Raw genomic sequence first — 22,117 nt, forward strand, 5'->3', positions numbered from 1 at the left:
TGCTTCGGGGCATTTCTGATTGTGAACTGTATTGTGGCTTCGCGCTACACCAACTCTATCACGCTATTTTCCGCTCATCACTTTGCCCGATTTCGCGTCGTCCAGCTGTTTGGTTAGCTCTTTCACGGCGGTGCTCAATTGCAGGTTCTGATCGGTGTAGCTTTCCCCAATGGGCCGCGACACAGGTACGTCGACAGGGCGCGGGGCCAGTTCCATGTCTTTACCCGTGTTGTCGGTGATCTTCGAGAACGGTAGCCGAATCGACGAACCATCGATAAGCTGCGCCGCCGAGGTGAAAATGATCCAGCCAGCGGTCGGTTCGCCAACGACTTTACCCAGCTTCAGGGTCCGGTAGCCTTCCGTGAAATCTTCGGCATCAGACAGCGAATGTTGATTCGTCACCAGAATCGTTGGTGTTTCCAGCGAGCGCTGACCCAATTGCGAACGGGCAGGCGCGGCGGGCAGCCCCCGCGACGTCATGGTCAGGTAGCCTTTCCGGGCAAATACGTCAATGGCATACGGGTTCACGAACCCACCGTTATTGTTCCGCACATCGACCACGACCCCTTCACGAGCGTGGTTATCGGCGTCCAAGTCGATGTATAGCTGGTTCAGCGATTCGGCCGACATATCAAACATATGCACGTACCCAAGTCGGCCGCCACTGGCTTTATCAACGAAATCGCGTTGCTGTTGCACCCACTGTTTGTAAAGCAGGCCTTTCTCGGTAGCCAGGTTGACCGGCATCACACTGATCTCTTTTGGCGGTGCCGTGGGTGACGCAGCAATGGCCAGTGTTGTTTGGCGATTGATTTTGTTGCTCAGCAGCTGGTCCAGATTGGTAGCCGCATCGATGGTTGTTCCGTCAACGGCAAGCAGGTAGTCGCCCGGTTTGATGGTACCCGCCAGAAACGCCGGGCCAAGGTTAACTACTTCGGTGATCAGCAGTTTACCCGTACTCTCGTACACGATCCGGTCGAAGCGCAGACCTAATCGCCCGGTTGAGATGTCGGTTGAGCCCTGCGGACCCGATACACCCGAGTGCGACGCGTTCAGTTCGCCCACCATCAGGCTCAGCAATCGGCGCAGTTCGTCGGGCGTGCGGGCTCCGGCGGCGTAGGGTTCGTAACTGGCTTTGATCGCGTTCCAGTTGGTGCCGTGGAACTCAGGGTCATAAAATCCTTTATTCTGCACATCCCACGCCTGCTGGAATACCTGTAGCTTTTCAGTCGCAAAGTCGACGTCTAATTCAGCTGTTACAGCCAGCGGTTTGGGTTCGCGTGAGGCCAGCGAGATGTACTGAATGCGCCCCTGTTCGAGGTAGTATACCTCTTTACCGTCGGCCGTAAACTGGGCGCTACTTTTCTGGCCTGGCGTAGTGGTCAACTGACGAGCCACCGGGCGTTCGCTACTTGTTTCGTCCAGCGAGAACGTATACAAATTCTGCCGACCGGCTACGCTGGCCACTAACAACAGCGTTTTGCCATCTTTACTGATCGACTGTTGATCGACCTCAATTCCCACCGGCAACAGGCTGAGTCGCTGCCGGATGCCATCAAACACAACAGTTGTTGCTTCTTTACCTGCCCCTTTTTTACCTGCCAAGGCTGTATCAATCGGCGTGCGGCCTGGTGGAGTTACCGACGTGCTGGTTGGTGTGGTGGTCCGCACGTTCCGGGGGACTTCTTCATTGAACAGATCGCGGAACTGGTCTTCGCGGAACTTCGGCAACTTGGGTACAAGGTCTACGCGGGCAATCTGAGCCGTTTCGGTGCGCTGGTTCGTACCAAACAGAATGTATTTTCCGTCCGGACTCCAGTTCACGTTACCGCCAAACGTGTTGGCCAGAAAACTCACTGGTTTCGCTTCGCCACCAGCCACGGGCACCACCCACACATTGCGGAACGTTTTGGTACCATAAGCCACGAAGGCGACCCATTTGCCATCGGGCGAGAACGTCAAGGTACCTGATCCCGCGAACGGTGCCCGACCCAGATAGCCTTTGTACAGCACCCGCTCCTTTTTCGAGCCCATTTCCAGCAAGCGTAACTCCTGCCCATTGCGCATGAACACAACCGATTGCCCGTCTGGCGACACGACCGGCGAACTGTCATCGAGCGGCGAATCGGTCAGGCGGGTTTCGGCGCGGGTCGCGAAGTCGTACTGAAAGAGATTAGCCATGCCGTGACGCGTACTGGCGTAAATGAGGCTCCGGCTATTGGGCAGCCAAACCACCTGCGACTCCACGGCGGGGCTGTTGCTAACCCGAATGGCATCGCCACCGTCTTTGGCCGACGCCGCAAACACCTCCCCATGCGCCGTAAAGGCTACTTTCTTGCCATCCGGCGAAACGGCCAGATCACGAAACTGGCTCGTCAGTTTCTGGTGATCGACCGATAAGCCAGCCGCCGCACCCCGCAACCGAATGGCTACCGGGCTGGCTTTTTTCGACGCCATGTCGTAGCTCCAGATCTGAAAATCGCGCTCAAAAACAATCGTCTTGCCATTGTTGCTCATGGACGGCCATAGTACCCTACCCTCTTTAAAAGTCGTCAGCATGGTGGGCTGGCCTTTTAGCGGTTTCGACCATAGGTTCTGGCTGCCAGTACGGTCCGACATGAAGTAGATCGATTGGCCGTCGGTACTCCAGAGCGGCCAGAGCTCTTTGGCACCACCTTCTGTCAGGCGTTCATAAGTTGGCTTATCCCCCTTTTTCGTACCGATCTTACACGTCCAGATTTCGGTTTGGTCGAGATGACTACTGCCTTTCCGCCACCATTGCGCCGCCGAAATTCCCCGGGCCGAAAAAGCCAAGGTAGTCCCATCGGGCGAGGGGGCACCAAAGAATTCGCTGGCGTAGCGATCAGCCGTAACAGGCATGGGCGTTCCACCGGTAATGGCTACCCGGTAGATGTCATTCATCCCGGCAATATCCCGGCTAGTCGATTGAAAGTAAACCATCTTGCCGTCTTTCGACCAGGCCGTCAAGCTCTCAGCCCCATCGTCGTAGGTCAATCGCCGCAGGTCACCGGTTTCCAGCGTCAACAGGTAAATATCCCCGTTGCCGGAACGTGATGAGCTAAACGCAATATGCTTGCCATCAGGCGAATAGAGGGGTCTTGATTCATTGTCAGCATGGGCAACCAGCAGACGTGCCTCGCCACCAGTGGTGGGCACGGTCCAGATATCGCCTCCTGAAACAAAGGCGATCTCACTGCCATCGGGTGATACCGTAGGCTCAGCGAAGGCGTATTTAGGCGTCGGGCTAGCTGACTGCGCGTGAACCGTTGGGTAACTACTAACCCAACAAGCTACTAGAGGAACGAAAAAACGTATAGGGTTGCGCATATGCATCGGTATGATGAAGAAAGTTGTTGAACGTACCTGAAGCGGTATTTTAAATATAGCCGCTAGAGGAACGCCGTTCACAATCAGTTCATTTACGCATTGCAATAGCTTGTTTTTGTCTAGCCTTTTCGCGGTATAATCTTACGCAAACAGTGTAGCACCTGACTGGGTCTGGCAAAAACAGTTAATAAACCTATTTGTTATATCGACAAAAATATAAATACAACTTAACAACCTACAGCTATGCCACGAGGAGATAAATCGGCGTACACGGATAAGCAGATTCGTCAGGCCGAGCATATTGAAGAGGGGTACGAAAAACAAGGCGTACCCGAAGAAGAAGCGGAGGCTCGGGCCTGGGCCACGGTGAATAAAATTTCGGGCGGCGGCAAAAAAAGCGGTTCGGGCCGTGGAAAAGCCGAGAATAAAGAGCCGGTGAAAACAGGCGGAAAAAAGGGGGGTGCTGCCTCGGCCTCGCGCACCGCTGAAGAGCGATCTACCTCCGCCAAAAAAGCCGCCGAAACGCGGAAGCGCAACGCAGCAGCAAAATAATTGGTCAATGACATTTGCGTAGTCTCGTCTCGGCTTTACCCCCACTGTATGTTGGAGGCAAAGCCAAGACGGGACTATGCAAACGTCATTGACTCAGAATATACCGTACCAAAGCGGTCGGTTGCCCGCACCGTGATTTTCTTCGCAGAGGGCGATGGCTGAAAAAAGAACAGGTGATCCGTCATGGTGGGGTCAACAAACTTGTGCTTTTTAGGCAGGTCCGGACCCGCGTACAATTCGGCCGCCCAAGGGTCATGGGCAACGCGCTGTTCGGGTACCCCCTTCACCACTCCATCTTCGAGCCATTCCAGCTTCCACTTGGGGTCCCAGTTCCAGACATTCACGGTCATATGGTCCGGGGCCGTTTTTACGCGTCCCTTTTCGTAAATCCGCAACTGGTGTTCGCGTGGCTTGCCCGTCGACTTGTAATACCAGCGAATAGCCCCGCCGTCGACTTCGTACACGGCATAGCCGCCCGGCGTGCCGTCCGTACAGATCGGGCCCGTCCACCAGGCACCGCATACCGTGCCGTGCACATGTTCCATCACCGGCCCCTCCTGCCACTTCTCGTTTACGTGTGTGTGGCCCGACATGATGTGTGTGTTGAAGGGCTTCAGCATCTCGTACAGCTGTTTCCGGTTCGACACACTCCCACCCAGTTCGTCTTCTTTGATGTTTTCCCGGCGTTTGTGCCCCGTCTGCGTCGGAATATGCAGGCTTACCACCACCGTTGTGCCGGGTTTTACCAGCGCTAAGTCCTGTTCAAGCCAGTGCAGTTGGTTTTCGGTCAGGTAGCCAATGTACTTCTTTGCCGTTCCGATGAAAAACACATCGTCGAGGACCACGTAATGAATCTCACCCCGGTTGAACGAGTAGTAGGTAGGACCAAACTGCTGCTTGAAGGTAGTAGCCGAGTAATCATCTGTTCGGGCATCAAGATCCAGATCGTGGTTACCGATGACGTTGAAAAAAGGTACGCCCGTTGTACCGATGGCTTCCTTATAGTCAGCGTACAGTTCGAAGTGGTCCCAGACCAAGTCGCCGCAACCGATGCCGTGAAAAAGGGACCCTTTCGGATAGCTGGCTATCAGGTCGCGCAGGTCGGGTGCCGATTGAGCTTTCAGTTGCTCTGCATCTTTCTTCGAGATAATCTGCGGATCAGCCCAAACCACAAACTGATGTTTCCGGTCATCGACGGGAAGCTTTTCGAGGCTAAAGTCAATGGAAGCCGTTCCGTTACCGGCGGTGATCGGCTGGTAGAACCGAGCCATGCCCCGTTCATTCGGAATCACGTAGCCAGCCGGCAGACTGATATAGATAAAGCCTGCCGACGCGTGGGGCATAAGCGAGTAATGCCCGGCCTTGTCTGTCACGACCACCGAATACCCATCCGTAACAGCCACATTGGCGATACCCTTGCCGTTACTGAGAACCCGACCGGAAACACTCTTAGGAGCGGTTTGAACTGGGTACGTAGTGGCCAGCGCTACCGGAGCCGAGGCGGTGGCAGCGGCCCCCGACCAGCCAATATATTTGAGGAAAGATCGTCTGTTTACCATCGGTTTCATTAATTAGCCCACCATACTTTTGTGTTGATGTTATCGCCCCCAATACGCGCCGACGCTTCTGCATAATTAGCGCGGTTAAGCGACTGCACAGAGAGGGGGTAAATCATCCGGGCGGGCATCTGGCCATTGTTTTCCAGCCCCGTTCCTTTAGGCAATACCGGATAGCCCGTGCGGCGGTATTCGGCCCACTGCTGCATTTCCGTAAAAAATAGGGAGATGTACTTCTGGGTCATCAACTGCTCGATCGTACCGGCGTAGGCTACACCTTTGCGCGTTAGAAAATCGGCCGGCATGGCAGCCCCCCAATAGGCCATCGACGCCCGGATGCCTTTCTCGTAATGGTCTTTGGGCGAATCGCTGCTGTAGCCTTTCAACGCAGCTTCGGCCAGCAGAAATTCGGTTTCGGCATACTGCATGATGTTCCCCAGCAAGGGCGACGTTTTCAGGGTTTTGTTCAACCGTGATGATGAGATGGCGGCCACTTTTGCTGCATCACCCAACGGATAACCGCTGGGAACGCCCACAAACTTTCCGCTCACTTTGGTAGCCCACACATTCAGGCGCGGATCTTGCCAGGCGGATAACGTATTGATAAAGAAGGTCGAGTAGGCATTAGCCCCGTTGAAATCGTAATCACGGTCATCGGCAAATGGGTTCAGCAGCGGGTTGACGGCCGTAAACACGAGCGACGCGCTTTCTTCAGGAGCGGCCATCAGCGGATACTTCATGGGATTGGCCAGCATCTCCCGGATTTTCTGTTTGAACACGTCCGATTTGGCTTCACCCCGCATTAGTAAACGTAGTCGTAGCGAGTTCGTGAACTTGCGCCACTTCACTGTACCTGCCGCGCTTTTATCGGCGCCAAACAACGCATCGGTACCCGGCGTCATTGTTTTTGTGACGTCATACAGCGCATTCGCCGAGTCGAGCTGATTCACCAAATCGGCGTAGATCGTTGACTGCGCGTCGAATTTTGGCGCGATGAGGTAATCAGGATAGCCCTTTAAGGCCTCCGAATACGGCACATCACCGTAGGCGTCGGTTAGGTTCTGATACAGCCACGCCCGAACAGTCTGGGCTGCCGCCATCTGGTTGCGATTGTTCGTCTGCCTGGCACGGTCATACATATCCTGCACGTTTGTCAGCGTCAGGTAATAGTTATTCCAGAGGTAGTCTGATTCGCTGGGAATGAGCACATAGCGGTGAAACTGGCCGTCTGTCAGCGACACGGTTACCTGCATCAATTCATTATTCAGCCGGTGGCTTCGACTCAAACCGATATTGACCCCGTTCAATAAGGCAGTATTCAAAAAGCTGCCCGATGTAGCCGTTGTAACGGCTTCCGGATCGTGCAGTAATTCATTCATCGAGCTGGTACAACTCACACTGGCGAGCAGACTTAAACCAAGCAGAAAAGAAGCTATGTTTTTCATAACGAATTAAAGCGAAATGGTCAGGTTAACGCCCATCGTCCGGGTCGACGGGAACTGGGCGATCTCCAGGCCGGGGGTAATGGTTGAGTTATCGAGCGTAGAGGTTTCGGGGTCGAAGCCGGGGAATTGGGTCCAGTTGTAGAGGTCACGGCCGTAGATGCCGAGGCTGGCTCCGCGCAGGAATGTTTTACCCAGGGTTTTGGCCGGTAACGTGTAGGCAATACGTACCTCGCGTAACTTGGTGAAGGTGGCGTCGAACAGGTTGGCCTCTACGTTATCTCGGCCGTAGATCTTACCGTAGTACGTAACAATGTTGGCCGCTTTGGTGGTGTTGGGTACGTAGGTGCCGTCGGCGTTCTGAGTTACGCCCTGCCCCACAATGCCATCGTACCGGCCGGGCAGCGTTGCCTTAATTTTCCCCTGTTCGCCCAGCACCGAGTTGGTTAACGAATACACGTTACCGCCCTGCTGCCGCTCAATCAGCACCGACAGGTTCCAACCGCGATACTTGACATTGTTTGTTAAGCCACCTCGCCACGTTGGGCTTGAATTGCCCAGGTTCAGAAACTGCTCGCTCAGGAGCGGGTAACCCGTTTTATCATATACGATCTGCCCATCAGGCGACCGGCGGTACCCCAAACCGTAGATTTCGCCCAGTGGTCGGCCTTCGCGCGCTTCAACCGTTACCCGGCTCCCCACGTACCTGGCCAGCACCACGTTGCCTGTCCCGTTATTCAGTTCCTCCACCCTGTTTCGGTTCATGGCCCAGTTCAGCGTTACATCCCAGGTCGGGCCCTTCGCGCTCTTTACCGGGCTGCCGTTCATCGTTAGCTCAACACCCCGGTTGGCTACCTTGCCCATGTTGATCAGCGATGAGTTGTAGCCCGATGCGTACTCAACCGGTGCATACAGAATCTGGTCGATCGTAAGCTGGCGGTATAGGGTCAGATCGAATGACAGCCGATTTTTCAGGAAACGCCACTCCGTACCAATCTCCCAGGAGTTGTTTCGCTGGGGCCGCAGGTTGGGATTAGCAATGATGTTCGGATTTTCCAGCTCGCCCGGAAATACGCCCGGCTCGTACACTTTCTCCAGGTTGTACGTACCCAGCCGGGCATCGTAGCCAACACTGGCATATGCCCCGCGCAGCTTGGCGTAGTTGATCCAGCCGGGCATCGTCACGATATCGGAGGCAATCAGGCTGAGCGTGGCTGAGGGATAGAAAAACGAATTGTTCTGCCTGGGTAGGGTACTGCTCCAGTCATTGCGGCCCGTAATATCCAGAAAGGCCACGTTTTTGTACGACATATTCACGAACCCGTATAGGCTATTGATGCGCTTCTCGGCCTGGTCACTGCGGGTCAGGGGAAGCTGTTCGCTGTTGGCCAGGTTATACACGTTCGGAATCACAAGCCGGTCGGCCAGTTGGTTCGTTAGCTTTTGTGACTGAATCAGGCTATTACCACCTGCATTGGCCGTCAGCTGAAAATTACCGGTGGGCCGAATTTTGTACCGAAGCAGGAAGTCGATGTTCGACTCCATGTTGAATACACTCTGCTGGCGATACATCCCCTCCTGAAACTTCTGGGTGTTCTTGGGCCGTTGCTGCGATCGGAACTCATAGCCTGCGTCGAGGCCACCGTGTAGGGTCAGGTCGAGGCCATTGATAATGGAGTAGGTAGCCGACACGTTGCCGGTAATATTGTGCCGATTCGATTTATTAAGCATCTCGTAACTAATGAGATACGGATTATCAATCAACGAACTGAACGGATGCCGCTGCGTCACTCCTTCAGCGCCCGGTTCCCAGTAGGGCTGGTACCAATCCAGATTTATGTTCGGATTCTGGAAGGCAGTGAAGTACATGATCGATTGGTTGTTGTAACCCGTCGTCGGTAGGTTGTCGCTGAACTTATTGTAGTAGTTGACCTTTGTGTTCGTCGACAACTTTCGCGACACCTGCGACTGATTGGAGAAGCCAACGTTGATGCGCTGATAACCGGTGTTGGGCAGAATCCACTCATTTTTCAGATGCGATATACTCACCCGTGAGGTTCCCTTATCTCCGTTACTGCTAATGGTCAGGTTGTTGGACAGCGTAACGCCTTGCCGAAAAAAATTCTTCCGATTGTCGGGATACGGCACCCAGGGTGTACGGGCGGTGAAGTTTCCGGCCGCATCGCGCGGAGAATCGTATTGGTAAAACTGCTGCCCTTCGAAGCGCGGGCCCCAGGCCGAACTGGTGTTCTGGGTGCCGGGGCCATCGGCGGTGGTGCCATACGAGTAGTATGACTGCCCGGCCGTGCCCTGCCCATATTCATACTGATAGTCGGGCCACCGGTTAATGTCGTCGACGCTCACATAAGAATTGACCGTCACGCCAATCCCCTTCGGTTGATTGCTGCCACTTTTGGTGGTGATAATAATGGCACCCGCCCCAGCCCGCGACCCGTAGAGTGCCGAAGCAGCCGGCCCTTTCAGCACATTGATCGACTCAATGCTGTTAGGATCAATATCTGTCAAGGCGCTGCCAAAGTCAACAGGCGAATCACCTCCCAGGTAGGCACCGTGGCCAACCCCCTGAAAGCCAGTATTGATCGGTTGCCCATCCACCACAATCAGTGCACCGGGCGAGTTCAGGTCCAGGATGCTTTCGCCGCGCAGCGTAACGCGGCTGCTTCCCATTGGGCCATCGGTTTTGGTCAGATTAAGACCTGCAATTTTGCCCGATAACGTATTGATCACGTTGTTGGCCGGGGCGTTGGTGACTGCTTCTCCCTCCAGTTTTTGAGTCGAATATCCAAGCGCTTTTTCGTCACGTTTGATACCCAATGCCGTCACGACCACTTCATTCAAATTTCTGGTATCGGCAGCCAGTTGCACGTTAATAGTCGTCCGGTTTCCCACCCGGACCGTCTGCGGCAGGTAGCCAACAAACGAGAATACAAGCTCCGCTTGCCCGTCAGGTACGTTCACCGTGTAGCGGCCGTTCACGTCGGTTGTTGTTCCCTGTTGGCGGTTCGATCCACCCGCGCTTCGCACCAGTACATTGACACCCGGCACTCCTTCGCCATTTTGTGCGTCGGTTACCTGACCGGTAATGGCAACCTGAGCCAGTGACAGGGTATTGAGTATTAGCAGACAGGCTATGGCATAGAGCCATCCTTTCCGCCACTCCCGTGGGTAGCGTAGACTACGTTGCATTGCTGTTTAGTTAAGTTGGTTAAAAAGAGGGTTGATCAATGACGACCCAAAACGGGTTGCTCAGCCGAGACACCGTTGAACAGAGACGTTTGCAGCCAGGCTCTGTAGCGGCGGACGGTGAAGCATCCGGGCGATTTTGCGCTGCTCCTTTCAGTACAGGACCAGACTAGTGCTTGTCATAACGCGGGTTGGTTTTAAAACCGCAAAAGTATCCGCGCTGGATAAAGCCAATTTTAACGGAATGTTGCGGAATCGTTAAGACAATAAGGTAAGTACCCGGCAAAATTCAGGTTAGAAAGCAACCCGACCAGGGCCACTGCTAAGGCGCTGGCAAGCCATTTTGGCTTTTTTGAGTATTCGGATGTTAAAACTCACCATTTCGTTACTTTCAACATCTATACACTGTCTTTTCCAGCAATGACTCGATTATATACAGCACGAACGATTCGGCTAGCAGGAGCCGCAGCGCTTATTTCGGGCGGTCTTTTTGTGGGCGCTTATTCCACTACCGACCTAAGCCGCGCCTCTACTCCGTTTCTGAACCGGTTCTTCGCCACTCTGTCCGACGATGATAAGCATGACCCCAAAAATGCGGTGGCCAGCCTCAACGTCACGCCTGGTTTGCAGGCATCGCTGTTCGCGGCCGAACCCATGCTGAAGAACCCAACCAACATCGACGTCGATGCAAAAGGGCGCGTGTGGGTTTGCGAAGCGTACAACTACCGCCCAGCGATCAACGGTAACCCTACCGACGCGGCCGGTGACCGCATTGTGATTCTGGAAGACCAGAACGGCGATGGTGCCGCCGATGTGAGCAAGGTGTTTTACCAGGGCCCAGAACTCCAGTCGCCGCTAGGTATCTGGGTGCAGGGCAACAAAGTCATCGTGTCGGATAGCCCTAACGTCTGGGTGTTCACCGATGAAAACGGCGACGATAAAGCGGATAAAAAAGAGATTCTATTCACGGGCCTCAGCGGCGATCAGCACGACCACGGCATGCACGCCTTTGTGTTTGGCCCCGACGGAAAATGGTATTTCAACTTCGGTAACGAAGGCCAGCAGATAAAAGACAAAGACGGGAAGGCCATTTTCGACCGAAACACGGGCAAAGCCATCGATAAACAAGGCTACCGGCAGGGCATGGTGTTCCGCTGCAACCCTGATGGTTCGGAGATGGAAGTGCTGGGCCAAAACTTTCGGAATAACTTCGAAGTGGCCGTCGATTCATATGGAACACTCTGGCAGTCGGACAACGACGACGACGGCAACAAGAGCGTCCGGATCAACTACGTCATGGAGTATGGCAACTACGGCTACACCGACGAGCTGACCGGTGCTGGCTGGAGCGCCAACCGCACCAACCTGGAGAAAGAAATTCCGCAACGCCACTGGCACCTGAACGACCCGGGTGTAGTCCCCAATTTGCTACAGACCGGCGCGGGTTCGCCCACTGGCATCATCGTGTACGAAGGCTCGCTACTGCCGGGTACGTTCCAGAACCAGATCATTCACTGCGATGCCGGACCAAACGTGGTGCGGGCCTACCCCGTAGAAAAAGACGGCGCGGGCTACAAAGCGACCATCGCCAACCTGGTTGAAGGTACGCGTGATCAGTGGTTCCGCCCGTCCGACGTTTGTGTAGCCCCCGACGGGTCGCTGATGATTGCCGACTGGTACGATCCTGGCGTAGGTGGCCATCAGGCCGGTGACCAAAACCGTGGCCGGATTTTCCGGATTGCGCCGCCAAACTCAACCTGGTCAGTTCCCAAAACAGATGTGTCGACCGTTGGTGGCGCTATTACGGCCTTGCAAAGCCCCAACATGTCGATCCGGTACATGGGCTGGACAGCCTTGCATAAACTCGGCACAAAAGCCGAAAAACCACTGGCTAAACTCTACGGTTCAGCCACTAATCCGCGCATGAAAGCGCGTGCGCTTTGGCTGCTGAGCCAGCTACCAAACGGCCAGAAGTACGTAGAAGCGGCTCTGAAAGATGAAAACCCCGACCTGCGTATTACCGCTTTACGTACTGCCCGCGAGCAGAAAATGAACGTGATCGGGTACGTGAAGCGGCTGGTCAACGACCCCAGCGCGCAGGTACGTCGCGAATGTGCCCTGGCTCTGCGTCGCAACACGTCGGCCGAAGCCCCTGCCCTTTGGGCCCAATTGGCGGCTCAGCATGACGGCAAAGACCGCTGGTATCTGGAAGCCCTCGGCATTGGTGCCGACAATCAGTGGGATGCCTATTACGCAGCTTATTTGACGCAATTGAACAACGATCCGCTCGCCAACGCAGGTGGGCGCGATGTAGTGTGGCGGGCCCGTACGGCCGCTTCCGTGCCGCTCTTAGCGCGACTGGCGGGCGAGACCGACGTGCCGCTGGCTAACCGGCTCCGTTATTTCCGGGCGTTCGATTTCAACCCCGGCAGTATGGAAAAGTCGAATGCACTGCTTCAGTTGATTCAAGGCCAGAACAACCCCGACGTGACCAAACTGGCGCTTCGCCATCTCGATCCGGCCTTCGTTACCAGCAGTGGCGCGGCAGCGAGTGCGCTGCAAAGCCTGCTGAACCAGACCTATGGCACCGCTGAGTACATGGAGTTGGTACAGCGTTATAATCCAACCGCTGAAAACGTTCGGCTCCGGCAGCTCGCCCTCCTGAAACCACTGGACAATCTCGGGAACAGTGCCGCCCGGCAACTCCTGAAACAGGAAGGCGGCGCGCTGGCCTGGGAAACGATCAACGGCCCGAACGCTGATGCAGCCATGAACATGGTGACAGCACTCCGCCGGGTGGGCAGCAAAGAATCACTCGACATCCTAAAAATGGTAGCGCTCGACGAGAAACGCGCTATGCCCCTGCGCCGCGAAGCCACCCGTGCGCTCGGCGGTAGTCAGGATGGCGAAGATCTGGTGGTTACGCTGTTGAAGTCAGGCCAGCTGACGGGCGACCTAAAGGGGGCGGCATACCAGGGTGTATCAACGGCCTGGCGCAAGATGATCCGCACCGAAGCGGCCAAGTACCTCGACGGTAATGCATCAGGTGCGTCGGCAGGGAGTGGTAAAAAATTACCGGGCGTGAATGAACTGCTGGCTATGAACGGCGATGCTACGCGAGGGCTTACCGTTTACAAAAACAATTGTTCGGTTTGCCACCAGGTAAACGGCGAAGGGCAGGACTTTGGGCCTAAATTGTCGGAGATTGGCTCAAAACTAGGTAAAGACGGACAATATCTGGCCATCATTTATCCTGATGCCGGGATCAGTTTTGGCTACGAGGGCTACGAAGTGAAGTTCAAAGACGGCAGCACTATGACTGGCATCGTGTCGAGCAAAACAGAGACTGACCTACAAATGAAATTCCCCGGCGGGCTGGTACAGAACTACAAAACAGCCGATGTCACCTCAATCAAAAAACTGGATTCGTCGATGATGCCGGCTGGCCTTCAGGAAGCGATGAGCACTCCCGAACTGGTTGATCTGGTTACGTACCTAAGCACTTTGAAGAAAAAATAACCAGGATTTACTTGACTGTAAAGGATTTTTCAGACGTCACTATAGCCGATCAGATTGCGAATTGAAATGCGACGCCATTCTGGAAATTCTTAAATTCAAGTAAAGCCTGGGTCAGACTTAATCACCTTTCTCATGACCCAACGTCGGGATTTTTTAAAAACAGCTCTGGGAGCAACGGGCATTGCCTTTGCAGGTACGTCGGCCACCTATGCCACGTCGATAGCGAACAAATCGGCAATCGGCACTAAACTGGCTGCTAAAAATAAGTTTAAGCTCGATTATGCCCCCCACTTCGGCATGTTCGAGAACAGTGCGGGCAAAGACCCTATCGACCAGCTTAAGTTTATGGCCGATCAGGGGTTCACGGCGCTTGAAGACAACGGTATGATGGGCCGCGACGCCGCCATGCAGGAAAAAATTGGCAAAGAGTTGAATCGACTCGGTATGAAGATGGGCGTCTTTGTGGTCGACAAGGGCGGCAATGGCCAGAACACGCTGGCAGCCAGTAAAAAAGAGCATGTCGACATTTTCCTGAACGGCTGCCGTCGCGCGGTAGAAACGGCCAAACGCTGCAACGCCAAATTTATGACCGTTGTGCCGGGTGATTTTGAGCGCAATCTGCCTATCGGTATCCAGACAGGCAACGTGATCGATGCGCTACGCCGGGGGGCTGATATTCTGGCACCTGCGGGCCTGACAATGGTACTGGAACCACTTAGCGACACGCCCAATTTGTTTCTGCGTACTTCCGACCAGACCTACGAAATATGCCGGGCCGTGAATAGCCCCGCCTGCAAGATCCTGTTCGACATCTACCACATGCAGAAAAACGAGGGGCATATTATCCCACACATCGACTGGTCATGGGACGAGATCGGTTATTTCCAGATGGGCGACAACCCCGGCCGCAAGGAGCCGACCACCGGTGAGATCAATTATAAGAACATTTTCAAGCACATTTACGACAAAGCCAAAGCCACCAACCGGTCATTTATCTTCGGTATGGAACACGGCAATTCACTACCCGGAAAAGAGGGCGAATTAGCTCTAATTAAGGCCTATGTAGAGTCGGATAGTTTTCAGGGATAAGCACAAAGAATTCATAGCCAAGAAATAAGACGGCTCTGCTGAAGTACCCTAGGGTGCCTTAGCAGAGCCGTCTTATTTCTTGGCTATGAACGCTTAATTTTTACAGGACAACAACCGAATTTTCGTCGGTCGACACTGGGCTAGGTACGTATTTGTCAGCAGCCCAGTCGTTCACCCATGTTTCACCGTCTACGATGAAACGATACTGATACTCCGTGCCGATTGGCAGTTCAACCGTGGCTTTGAACGAACCATCTTTCTGCTTTTTCAATGGCTGAGCAGTCACATCCCAATCGTTAAAATCACCAACGAGCGATACCACTTTAGCACCGGTTACGGCCTCGGCGGGCAGTTCAAACGTTACTTTGGCAACAGGCTTACTTTTTAGGAATTGCTTAGCAATAGGCATTTGATCTATGATTTGGTTTTAATGCAAAATTATATTTCATAAACTTTAAAATGCTAACTTATAGTTAGTTACTACCCTATATTCTTTTTATAGTACTATTTTATGTGTGTAACCTACTAATGCACTTCTTATCCTGGATTGTACTTTATCCGGAAAACCACGCTCAATTTTGGCGTTAAGTAGTCTGCCGGGCCTCAGCTGGGTACGTAGCGAGGGCACAATCGGCTGTTAGTCGCCTATAATTAGGCTCAATTCTGTGGCTATAATTTAGCCTGATAGCACCAAGCATTGATACCAGTTGTTTATAGTAAGTACGTTACTGCTGTTGGGCATTTAGTGTATCCCGATTTTTTCGCGTTGATACATCAATCATCAGGCCCATCAGAAACGGGCCAATTTATGGCCTAATTTTGCCGCTATGATACGATCGGAATAGGAACCACTAAAAACTTCACTTTAGGAGGACATAGCGTGATATTTCGCTGGGAAATGAGCGACATTTTTTGTATTTTTACAAGCTAGATACAGGTAGGCAAAATGCCCGTTTTCGGCTTTACCGGGACCCGCTTTTCGCATAAAACACATTCAAATACCGCATGACAAACGACGCTGTTGACACCGAAATGGAGGAAGAAGTCGCCAACCCCAATGGCCAGTATGGTTCCGATAACATTCAGGTACTCGAAGGTCTTGAGGCCGTTCGGAAACGCCCGGCAATGTATATCGGTGATGTAGGCGCCAAAGGCCTGCACCACCTTATTTGGGAAGTTGTTGATAACTCCATTGATGAGGCTATGGCTGGGTATTGCGACACCATCCAAGTCACTATCAACCAAGATAATTCGATCACCGTACGCGATAACGGCCGGGGTATTCCGGTGGGTTATAACAAACAAACGGGCCGTAACTCACTCGAGGTAGTTATGACCGTGCTGCACGCTGGCGGTAAGTTCGACAAGGACACGTATAAAGTATCAGGGGGTCTGCACGGCGTGGGTGTATCCTGCGTGAATGCACTCTCGACCATGCTCCGCGTGGAAGTACACCGCGACGGCAAAGCCTATGACCAGGAGTATAGCATTGGCAAGCCGCAGTACGAAGTGCGCGAGATCGGGACGGCCACCGATACTGGAACAACCGTTCATTTCAAACCCGACGAGACGATCTTCACCGAAACCACAGTGTATCGGTTCGATACGATCGCCGGTCGTCTGCGCGAACTGGCCTACCTCAACAAAGGTATCCGCATCTCGCTGACCGATATGCGCGAGCTCGACGAAGAAGGCAACCCGCTGTTTACCGCTGACTTTCATTCGGAGGGTGGCCTGAGCGAGTTTGTGAAGTACCTCGACGAATCGCGGCAGGCGCTCGACAACATGGCGCCAATCTACATCGAGAACGAAAAGTACACCACGCCTGTGCAGGTAGCCATGATGTACAACATGGAGGCTGGCGAGAACGTACAGTCTTATGTAAACAACATCAATACCCACGAGGGTGGTACTCACGTGCAGGGTTTCCGCTCGGCCATTACGCGGGTATTTGGCCGGTACCTGGAGAAAAACCCAGGCCTGATTCCGAAGAATGCGACCAAGGTTAAGTTTGAGGGGGGCGACTTCCGCAAGGGCCTGACTGCCGTGATCTCGGTGAAAGTGCAGGAGCCTCAGTTTGAGGGCCAGACAAAAGGCAAACTGGGTAACCAGGATGTAGTGAGTGCCGTTAGCCAGGCGGTGGGCGAAACACTGGAAATGTGGCTCGAAGAGAATCCCAAGATCGCCCAGGCCATTGTTCGTAAAGTATTGATTTCGGCACAGGCACGTATTGCGGCTGATCTGGCCTATTCGCGCATCATGACAGATCGAAAGGACTTCATGGGCGGTATGGGTCTCCCCGGCAAACTCGCCGACTGTTCAGATACAGACCCTCGTGTGTGCGAACTGTATCTGGTGGAAGGAGACTCGGCCGGTGGGTCGGCCAAGCAGGGCCGCAACCGGGCGTACCAGGCTATTCTGCCGCTTCGGGGTAAGATCCTGAACGTGGAGAAAGCCATGGAGCACAAGATCTACGAAAACGAAGAGATCAAAAACATCTGGACGGCCCTTGGCGTACGGCTGGAGAAGAATAAAGAGACAGGCGAAACCGAGATGAACCTCGAAAAGCTTCGGTACCATAAAATCATTATTATGACCGATGCCGACGTAGATGGTAGCCACATCCGGACACTCCTGCTCACTCTTTTCTTCCGTAACATGCGCGCCCTGATTGAAAACGGGTACCTCTATATTGCCCAGCCGCCGTTCTACCTGGTGAAGAAAGGCAAAGAGCAACGCTACTGCTGGACAGAAGCACAACGCGAACTAGCCGTACGTGAGCTGGCTGGTAGTGGCCGTGAAGAAGCCGTTAACATTCAGCGATACAAAGGTTTAGGTGAAATGAACGCCGAGCAGCTTTGGGAAACCACCATGGACCCGTCGCAGCGAAGCCTGAAACAGGTGACCATCGAATCGGCGGCCGACGCCGACCATGTGTTCTCGATGCTGATGGGTGATGAAGTGCCACCCCGCCGGGATTTCATCGAACGAAATGCCAAGTATGCCAAAGTAGACGTCTAATTGAAAACCGGGTCGAAAGGCCCGGTTTTTTGTTACGTAATAAAAAGGTAACAGGCATCTGCTGACGGAATTAACCTGTTTGTGCGTTGCCTAAGTACCCTATTTTTGCATTGCCGTCCTGTACCATTGACTTATGCGTAACCCTGAGCAACCCCAACGTGGCCGTAATTTGATCGGCCACCTCGTTTCCCGCCTCACCAGCCGCCCAGCCACTGCTGATACGGGCAGTAATCTAAGTCCGGCAAAATCAGCAGAACGCGTCAGCACGTTGATTGAGCAGAGCGACTACATCAGCCGCGACCTTAGCTGGCTGAAGTTCAATGAGCGCGTGCTCGATCAGGTACGTAACCCTAACCGGACGCTGATGGAGCGGCTGAAATTTCTAGCGATCACGGACTCGAACGCCGACGAATTTTTCAGCATTCGGGTAGGAAGTCTGTATAACTACCTCGATTACCATAAAGAGCGAGTTGATTACTCAAGCCTGCGTGAAGTGCCATTTAAGAAAGCACTCTTCCGGGCTATGCAGCAGTTCAATCAGGACCAGCAAACTGTCTTTACCGAGCAATTGCTCCCGCTCTTTGCCGAAAATGGCCTTATGCTGGCCAAATACGCCGACCTGACCGAAGACGAACAAACGCAGGCAGCCAGCTACTTTGATCGGACAATTTTTCCGACGCTGACGCCTATGCTGTACGACTACACGCACACATTTCCGGTGCTACTGGCCAAAGTGCTGATCTTCGGTGTAGTGACGTTTACACCGTCCGGCGATTTCCGTGACCCAACTCCCGACGATGACAGTGACAACCACCGGCTGTCGTTCGTTCAGATTCCGGCTAACCTGCCGCGTTTTATGACGTTCGAGCGCGACGACGTCACTGTGTTTTTACCCATCGAAGAGATTGTTCGCCAGCACCTGAGCAAACTCTACAGAAACGTCGAAATCTCATCGGTAAACATGTTCCGCATTTCGCGGAACGGCGATTTTACGCTGGAAGAAAACGACGATGTTGAAGCGGACTTTCTGGACGAGATCAAGCAGAAGATCAAAAATCGCCGCTTGGGTAGGGTTGTTCGGGTTGAGATCGAAGCCGGACAAATTGAGTCGCCCGCTTCGGCCTGGATGATCAGCCTGCTGAAAAAACGCTGGGAAATCGACGATACGAATCTGTTCGAAGCCACGTCGCTGATCGACTTTACCAGTCTGTGGCAAATTATCCGGCATCCTGACTTTAAAAACGACATGCCCGCCCCGCTTCCACCGGTACCACCCGTTGGCCTGGAGCGCGACAAGATCAACGATATTTTCGAAGCCATACGGGAGCGTGACATTCTGTTGCATCACCCGTACAACAACTTCGAGCCGGTGCTTCAACTGTTGGAGCAGGCTGCTGAAGACCCCAATGTACTGGCCATTAAACTCACCGTTTACCGATTGGCGAAACGATCGCGGATTACCGAGGCGTTGCTGAAAGCCGCCGAAAACGGTAAACACGTATCGGTATTGTTCGAAGTAAAAGCCCGGTTCGACGAAGAGAACAACATTCGGGAAGCCCAGCGTTTACAGAAAGCCGGCTGTTTTGTGATCTATGGCATCAGCCGATTCAAAACGCACACGAAGCTGTTGCTGGTCGTACGGAACGAAGGGAGCCGGGTGGTCCGCTATGCCCACTTGTCGAGCGGTAACTACAACGAGGATACAGCCCGGATGTACACCGATATTGGTCTGCTGACGACCAACGAAACGTATACCAGCGATATTTCGGAGTTTTTTAACGTGATCACCGGCCATTCACTGCCGAGCGGTTACCAGTACCTGATTACTGCGCCGCGCGATATGCGTAATCAGCTGATCGACCTGATCCGGGCCGAAGCTGACTTTGCCCGGCGCGGACTGCCCAGCGGTATCTGCATCAAGATCAATTCCGTAGAAGACAAAACGGTGATCGACGAGCTGTATGCGGCCTCAGAGGCAGGCGTACCTATCCGACTGATTGTCAGGGGAATTTGTTGTCTACGGCCGGGCAGAAAAGGGTTGAGCGAGAATATTACGGTTCGTTCCATTGTAGGTAACTACCTGGAGCACACCCGTTTATTTTATTTCCATAATGCCGGAGAACCTAAAATATACGGCGGTAGTGCCGACGCCATGGTACGTTCATTCGACCGGCGAATCGAGTCATTGTTCTACCTGGCCGATGTCCGGGTACGTCAGCAAGCCATTCTTATTCTGGACTATAACCTGCGCGATACCGTAAATGCGTACGAGTTGCAGGAAGATGGTACCTATAAGAAGTGTGAAGCGGAGGAGGGAACAGAACCGTTCGATATGCAGGTTGAATTCTTCGACATCAGCGAAACAGATGTGATGAAAGCCCGGCTGTTCGACGATACCGTTGCCCCGCCAAATGACGAACTACCTGCCGACTTAACCGAAGGCACCGAGCGCAGTATCGCTACGTTTTAAGGAGAACAAAGCAGTTCTCCTTTATAGAAAAGGTACGTGTGCCTCTTCCAGAAGAACCTCCATCGCCAGGTTTTACACCGGACCTTAGCCAATTATAAAAAGGTACCGCGGGCTTGAGTCCGCGGTACCTTTTTATTTATACGATCCGCTCGGCAGTAACGGTGAAGTCTTTACCAAGCAGGCGTTTCAGAATTTCCTGCGCCCGGGCTTCGCCGGCTTCGGTGATCTGCACCGATTTATTCCGACGGTTACCGTCTGTATAGTGTTTGGCAGCCAGAGCGTCGAGCGAGTCGAAACTGTGGCCTTTCCAGTTGATGAGCGATTTGCCCTGCGGGTACCCGTTTTCGTCGGTGACTTCCTGCCGCCATGCGGTCAGATAAAGAACCGCAAGGGTTAAATCCTCAATATCCTCAGGGGTGATGTCGTTGGTTTGCATACTAGTTAGTCGAAATAAGGAACAGACGGCAAACGCCGTTTCCAACTACGAAGGTAACAGCTACAGGCTGGAAAGGGGCGTTTTTTCGTACCTTCGTCCGCTAACATCAGTAAGAACCTTTTTTCTGCACCGTACCTGACCGCATGGAGCGTTTCACCGGATTACTTGGGATCGTCCTGATCCTGGGCATTGCCTTTGCAATGTCAAACAACCGTAAAGCCATTAATTATCGTACTGTAGGTGTAGGATTGGCCCTACAATTTGGGCTGGCGGTCTTTGTCTTGAAAACTGATCTCGGTCAGAACGTATTCAATTACCTGGGATTCCTGGTCAACAAAGCGCTCGAAAATGCGGACAAAGGGGCTGCATTCGTTTTTGGCTCACTGGTTAATCGAGATGTTCTGTCGCGGGCATTCGGTAGTGGTAACGACTTCATCTTCTTCTTCAAAGTTATTCCAACCATCATCTTCGTAGCGGTGCTGGTAAACATTTTCTATCACCTCGGCATCATGCAACGCATTGTAGCGCTAATGGCACGGGTGATGAAGCGACTGATGGGCGTAAGTGGTGCCGAAGCCCTCTCGAACGTAGCAAGTACGTTTGTGGGGCAGGTTGAAGCCCAGATCATGATTAAGCCTTACCTGGCTACCATGACCAACTCGGAGCTGCTGGCCTCAATGGCGGGTAGTTTTGCCTGTATTGCGGGTGGTGTGCTGGCGGTCTATATTTCGCTGGGCGTACCAGCGCCCTACCTGTTGGCTGCCAGCATCATGGCAGCACCAGGCGCGTTGGTAATCTCGAAGATCGTGTTTCCCGAAACAGAGAAGTCAACCACTGAGGGGGTCGTCAATATCGAGATCAAGAAAGTACACGCCAACCTGGTTGACGCTATTGCCAGCGGCGCCAGTGAGGGACTCAAGGTGGGGCTCAATGTAGTAGCCATGCTGATCGGCTTCATTGCCCTTATTTCGCTGATCGATATGCTGCTGGGTAAAGCGGGCAGCCTGGCCGGATTCCCGGTCCTGAGCCTCAACTACCTGCTGGGTAAATTATTCTCTGTATTTGCCTGGGCAATGGGCGTGCCGGGTAAAGACGTTGAAGCCGCCGGTGCGCTGATGGGTACCAAAATGGTGGTCAACGAGTTTGTTGCTTACATTGAGCTGGTAAAGCTAAAACCAACGCTTGATCCGAAAACCATTGCCATTACCAGTTTCGCCCTGTGCGGATTCGCCAACTTCTCGTCAATCGCTATTCAGATTGGCGGCATCGGCGAACTGGCTCCCAGCCGCCGCACCGACCTGGCCAAACTAGGCTTCAAAGCCTTGATCTGCGGAACGTTAGCTAGTTACATGTCAGCCACTCTGGCAGGACTTCTTCTTTAAAACTAGTTTGCTGTTTGTCGTTTGATGTTGCGTAGCTTATCATCCCAAAGGTGAACAAGCCACGCAACATCAAACGACAAACAGCAAACCCCCTCTTT

General features: G+C 53.3%; 12 protein-coding genes. 6 read left to right on the forward strand and 6 right to left on the reverse strand.

The genetic code is table 11. The annotated features are described in order from the left end of the window. Positions 1 to 63: 63 nt before the first annotated feature. Positions 64 to 3,348 carry a S41 family peptidase gene (locus F7231_RS26460; RefSeq protein WP_166694239.1) on the reverse strand — a complete coding sequence of 1,095 codons (3,285 nt, stop codon included), beginning with the start codon at positions 3,346 to 3,348 and terminating at the stop codon, positions 64 to 66. 243 nt (positions 3,349 to 3,591) lie between these two features. Here F7231_RS26460 and F7231_RS26465 point away from each other — a divergent pair, with 243 nt between their 5' ends. Next, positions 3,592 to 3,900 (forward strand): plasmid stabilization protein, encoded by a 309-nt coding sequence (locus F7231_RS26465; protein ID WP_166694240.1) that lies wholly within the window; start codon positions 3,592 to 3,594, stop codon positions 3,898 to 3,900. 74 nt (positions 3,901 to 3,974) lie between these two features. On the opposite strand, the gene F7231_RS26470 is transcribed toward F7231_RS26465, so the two are convergent. The 3 genes from F7231_RS26470 to F7231_RS26480 are packed head-to-tail and all read right to left on the reverse strand — an operon-like array spanning position 3,975 to position 10,105. After that, entirely contained in the window at positions 3,975 to 5,459 is a 1,485-nt protein-coding gene (locus tag F7231_RS26470) for a calcineurin-like phosphoesterase C-terminal domain-containing protein (RefSeq protein WP_166694241.1), read from the reverse strand. Between the two features lie 8 nt (positions 5,460 to 5,467). Beyond that, positions 5,468 to 6,901: a SusD/RagB family nutrient-binding outer membrane lipoprotein gene (locus F7231_RS26475; RefSeq protein WP_166694242.1), complete on the reverse strand. Its 1,434-nt coding sequence runs from the start codon at positions 6,899 to 6,901 to the stop codon at positions 5,468 to 5,470. A 6-nt stretch (positions 6,902 to 6,907) separates the two neighbouring features. Beyond that, complete coding sequence (locus F7231_RS26480) at positions 6,908 to 10,105, reverse strand: SusC/RagA family TonB-linked outer membrane protein (protein WP_166694243.1); 3,198 nt, start codon at positions 10,103 to 10,105, stop codon at positions 6,908 to 6,910. 417 nt (positions 10,106 to 10,522) lie between these two features. Here F7231_RS26480 and F7231_RS26485 point away from each other — a divergent pair, with 417 nt between their 5' ends. Then, positions 10,523 to 13,621: a PVC-type heme-binding CxxCH protein gene (locus F7231_RS26485; protein ID WP_166694244.1), complete on the forward strand. Its 3,099-nt coding sequence runs from the start codon at positions 10,523 to 10,525 to the stop codon at positions 13,619 to 13,621. Between the two features lie 132 nt (positions 13,622 to 13,753). Next, on the forward strand, positions 13,754 to 14,710 hold the full coding sequence (locus F7231_RS26490; protein ID WP_166694245.1) for a hydroxypyruvate isomerase family protein: 957 nt from the start codon (positions 13,754 to 13,756) through the stop codon (positions 14,708 to 14,710). Between the two features lie 100 nt (positions 14,711 to 14,810). Here F7231_RS26490 and F7231_RS26495 read toward each other — a convergent pair whose 3' ends face one another. Further along, positions 14,811 to 15,119, reverse strand: coding sequence for an isoamylase early set domain-containing protein (locus F7231_RS26495; protein ID WP_085413048.1), 309 nt, complete (start codon positions 15,117 to 15,119; stop codon positions 14,811 to 14,813). A 623-nt stretch (positions 15,120 to 15,742) separates the two neighbouring features. Here F7231_RS26495 and gyrB point away from each other — a divergent pair. After that, positions 15,743 to 17,731: a DNA topoisomerase (ATP-hydrolyzing) subunit B gene (gyrB, locus tag F7231_RS26500; protein ID WP_229365116.1), complete on the forward strand. Its 1,989-nt coding sequence runs from the start codon at positions 15,743 to 15,745 to the stop codon at positions 17,729 to 17,731. Between the two features lie 133 nt (positions 17,732 to 17,864). Beyond that, positions 17,865 to 20,201, forward strand: a complete 2,337-nt coding sequence (gene ppk1 / locus F7231_RS26505; protein ID WP_166694246.1) for a polyphosphate kinase 1 — start codon at positions 17,865 to 17,867, stop codon at positions 20,199 to 20,201. A gap of 136 nt (positions 20,202 to 20,337) precedes the next feature. Here the strand turns inward: ppk1 and F7231_RS26510 are convergent, their stop codons facing one another. Beyond that, positions 20,338 to 20,637, reverse strand: coding sequence for a DUF6429 family protein (locus F7231_RS26510; RefSeq protein ID WP_166694247.1), 300 nt, complete (start codon positions 20,635 to 20,637; stop codon positions 20,338 to 20,340). Between the two features lie 143 nt (positions 20,638 to 20,780). On the opposite strand from F7231_RS26510, the gene F7231_RS26515 reads away from it, so the two are divergent. Next, positions 20,781 to 22,019 carry a NupC/NupG family nucleoside CNT transporter gene (locus tag F7231_RS26515; RefSeq protein ID WP_085413044.1) on the forward strand — a complete coding sequence of 413 codons (1,239 nt, stop codon included), beginning with the start codon at positions 20,781 to 20,783 and terminating at the stop codon, positions 22,017 to 22,019. The last annotated feature ends 98 nt before the right edge of the window (positions 22,020 to 22,117 follow it).

The organism is Fibrivirga algicola, assembly GCF_011742925.1.
Classification (GTDB): Bacteria; Bacteroidota; Bacteroidia; order Cytophagales; family Spirosomataceae; genus Fibrella; species Fibrella algicola.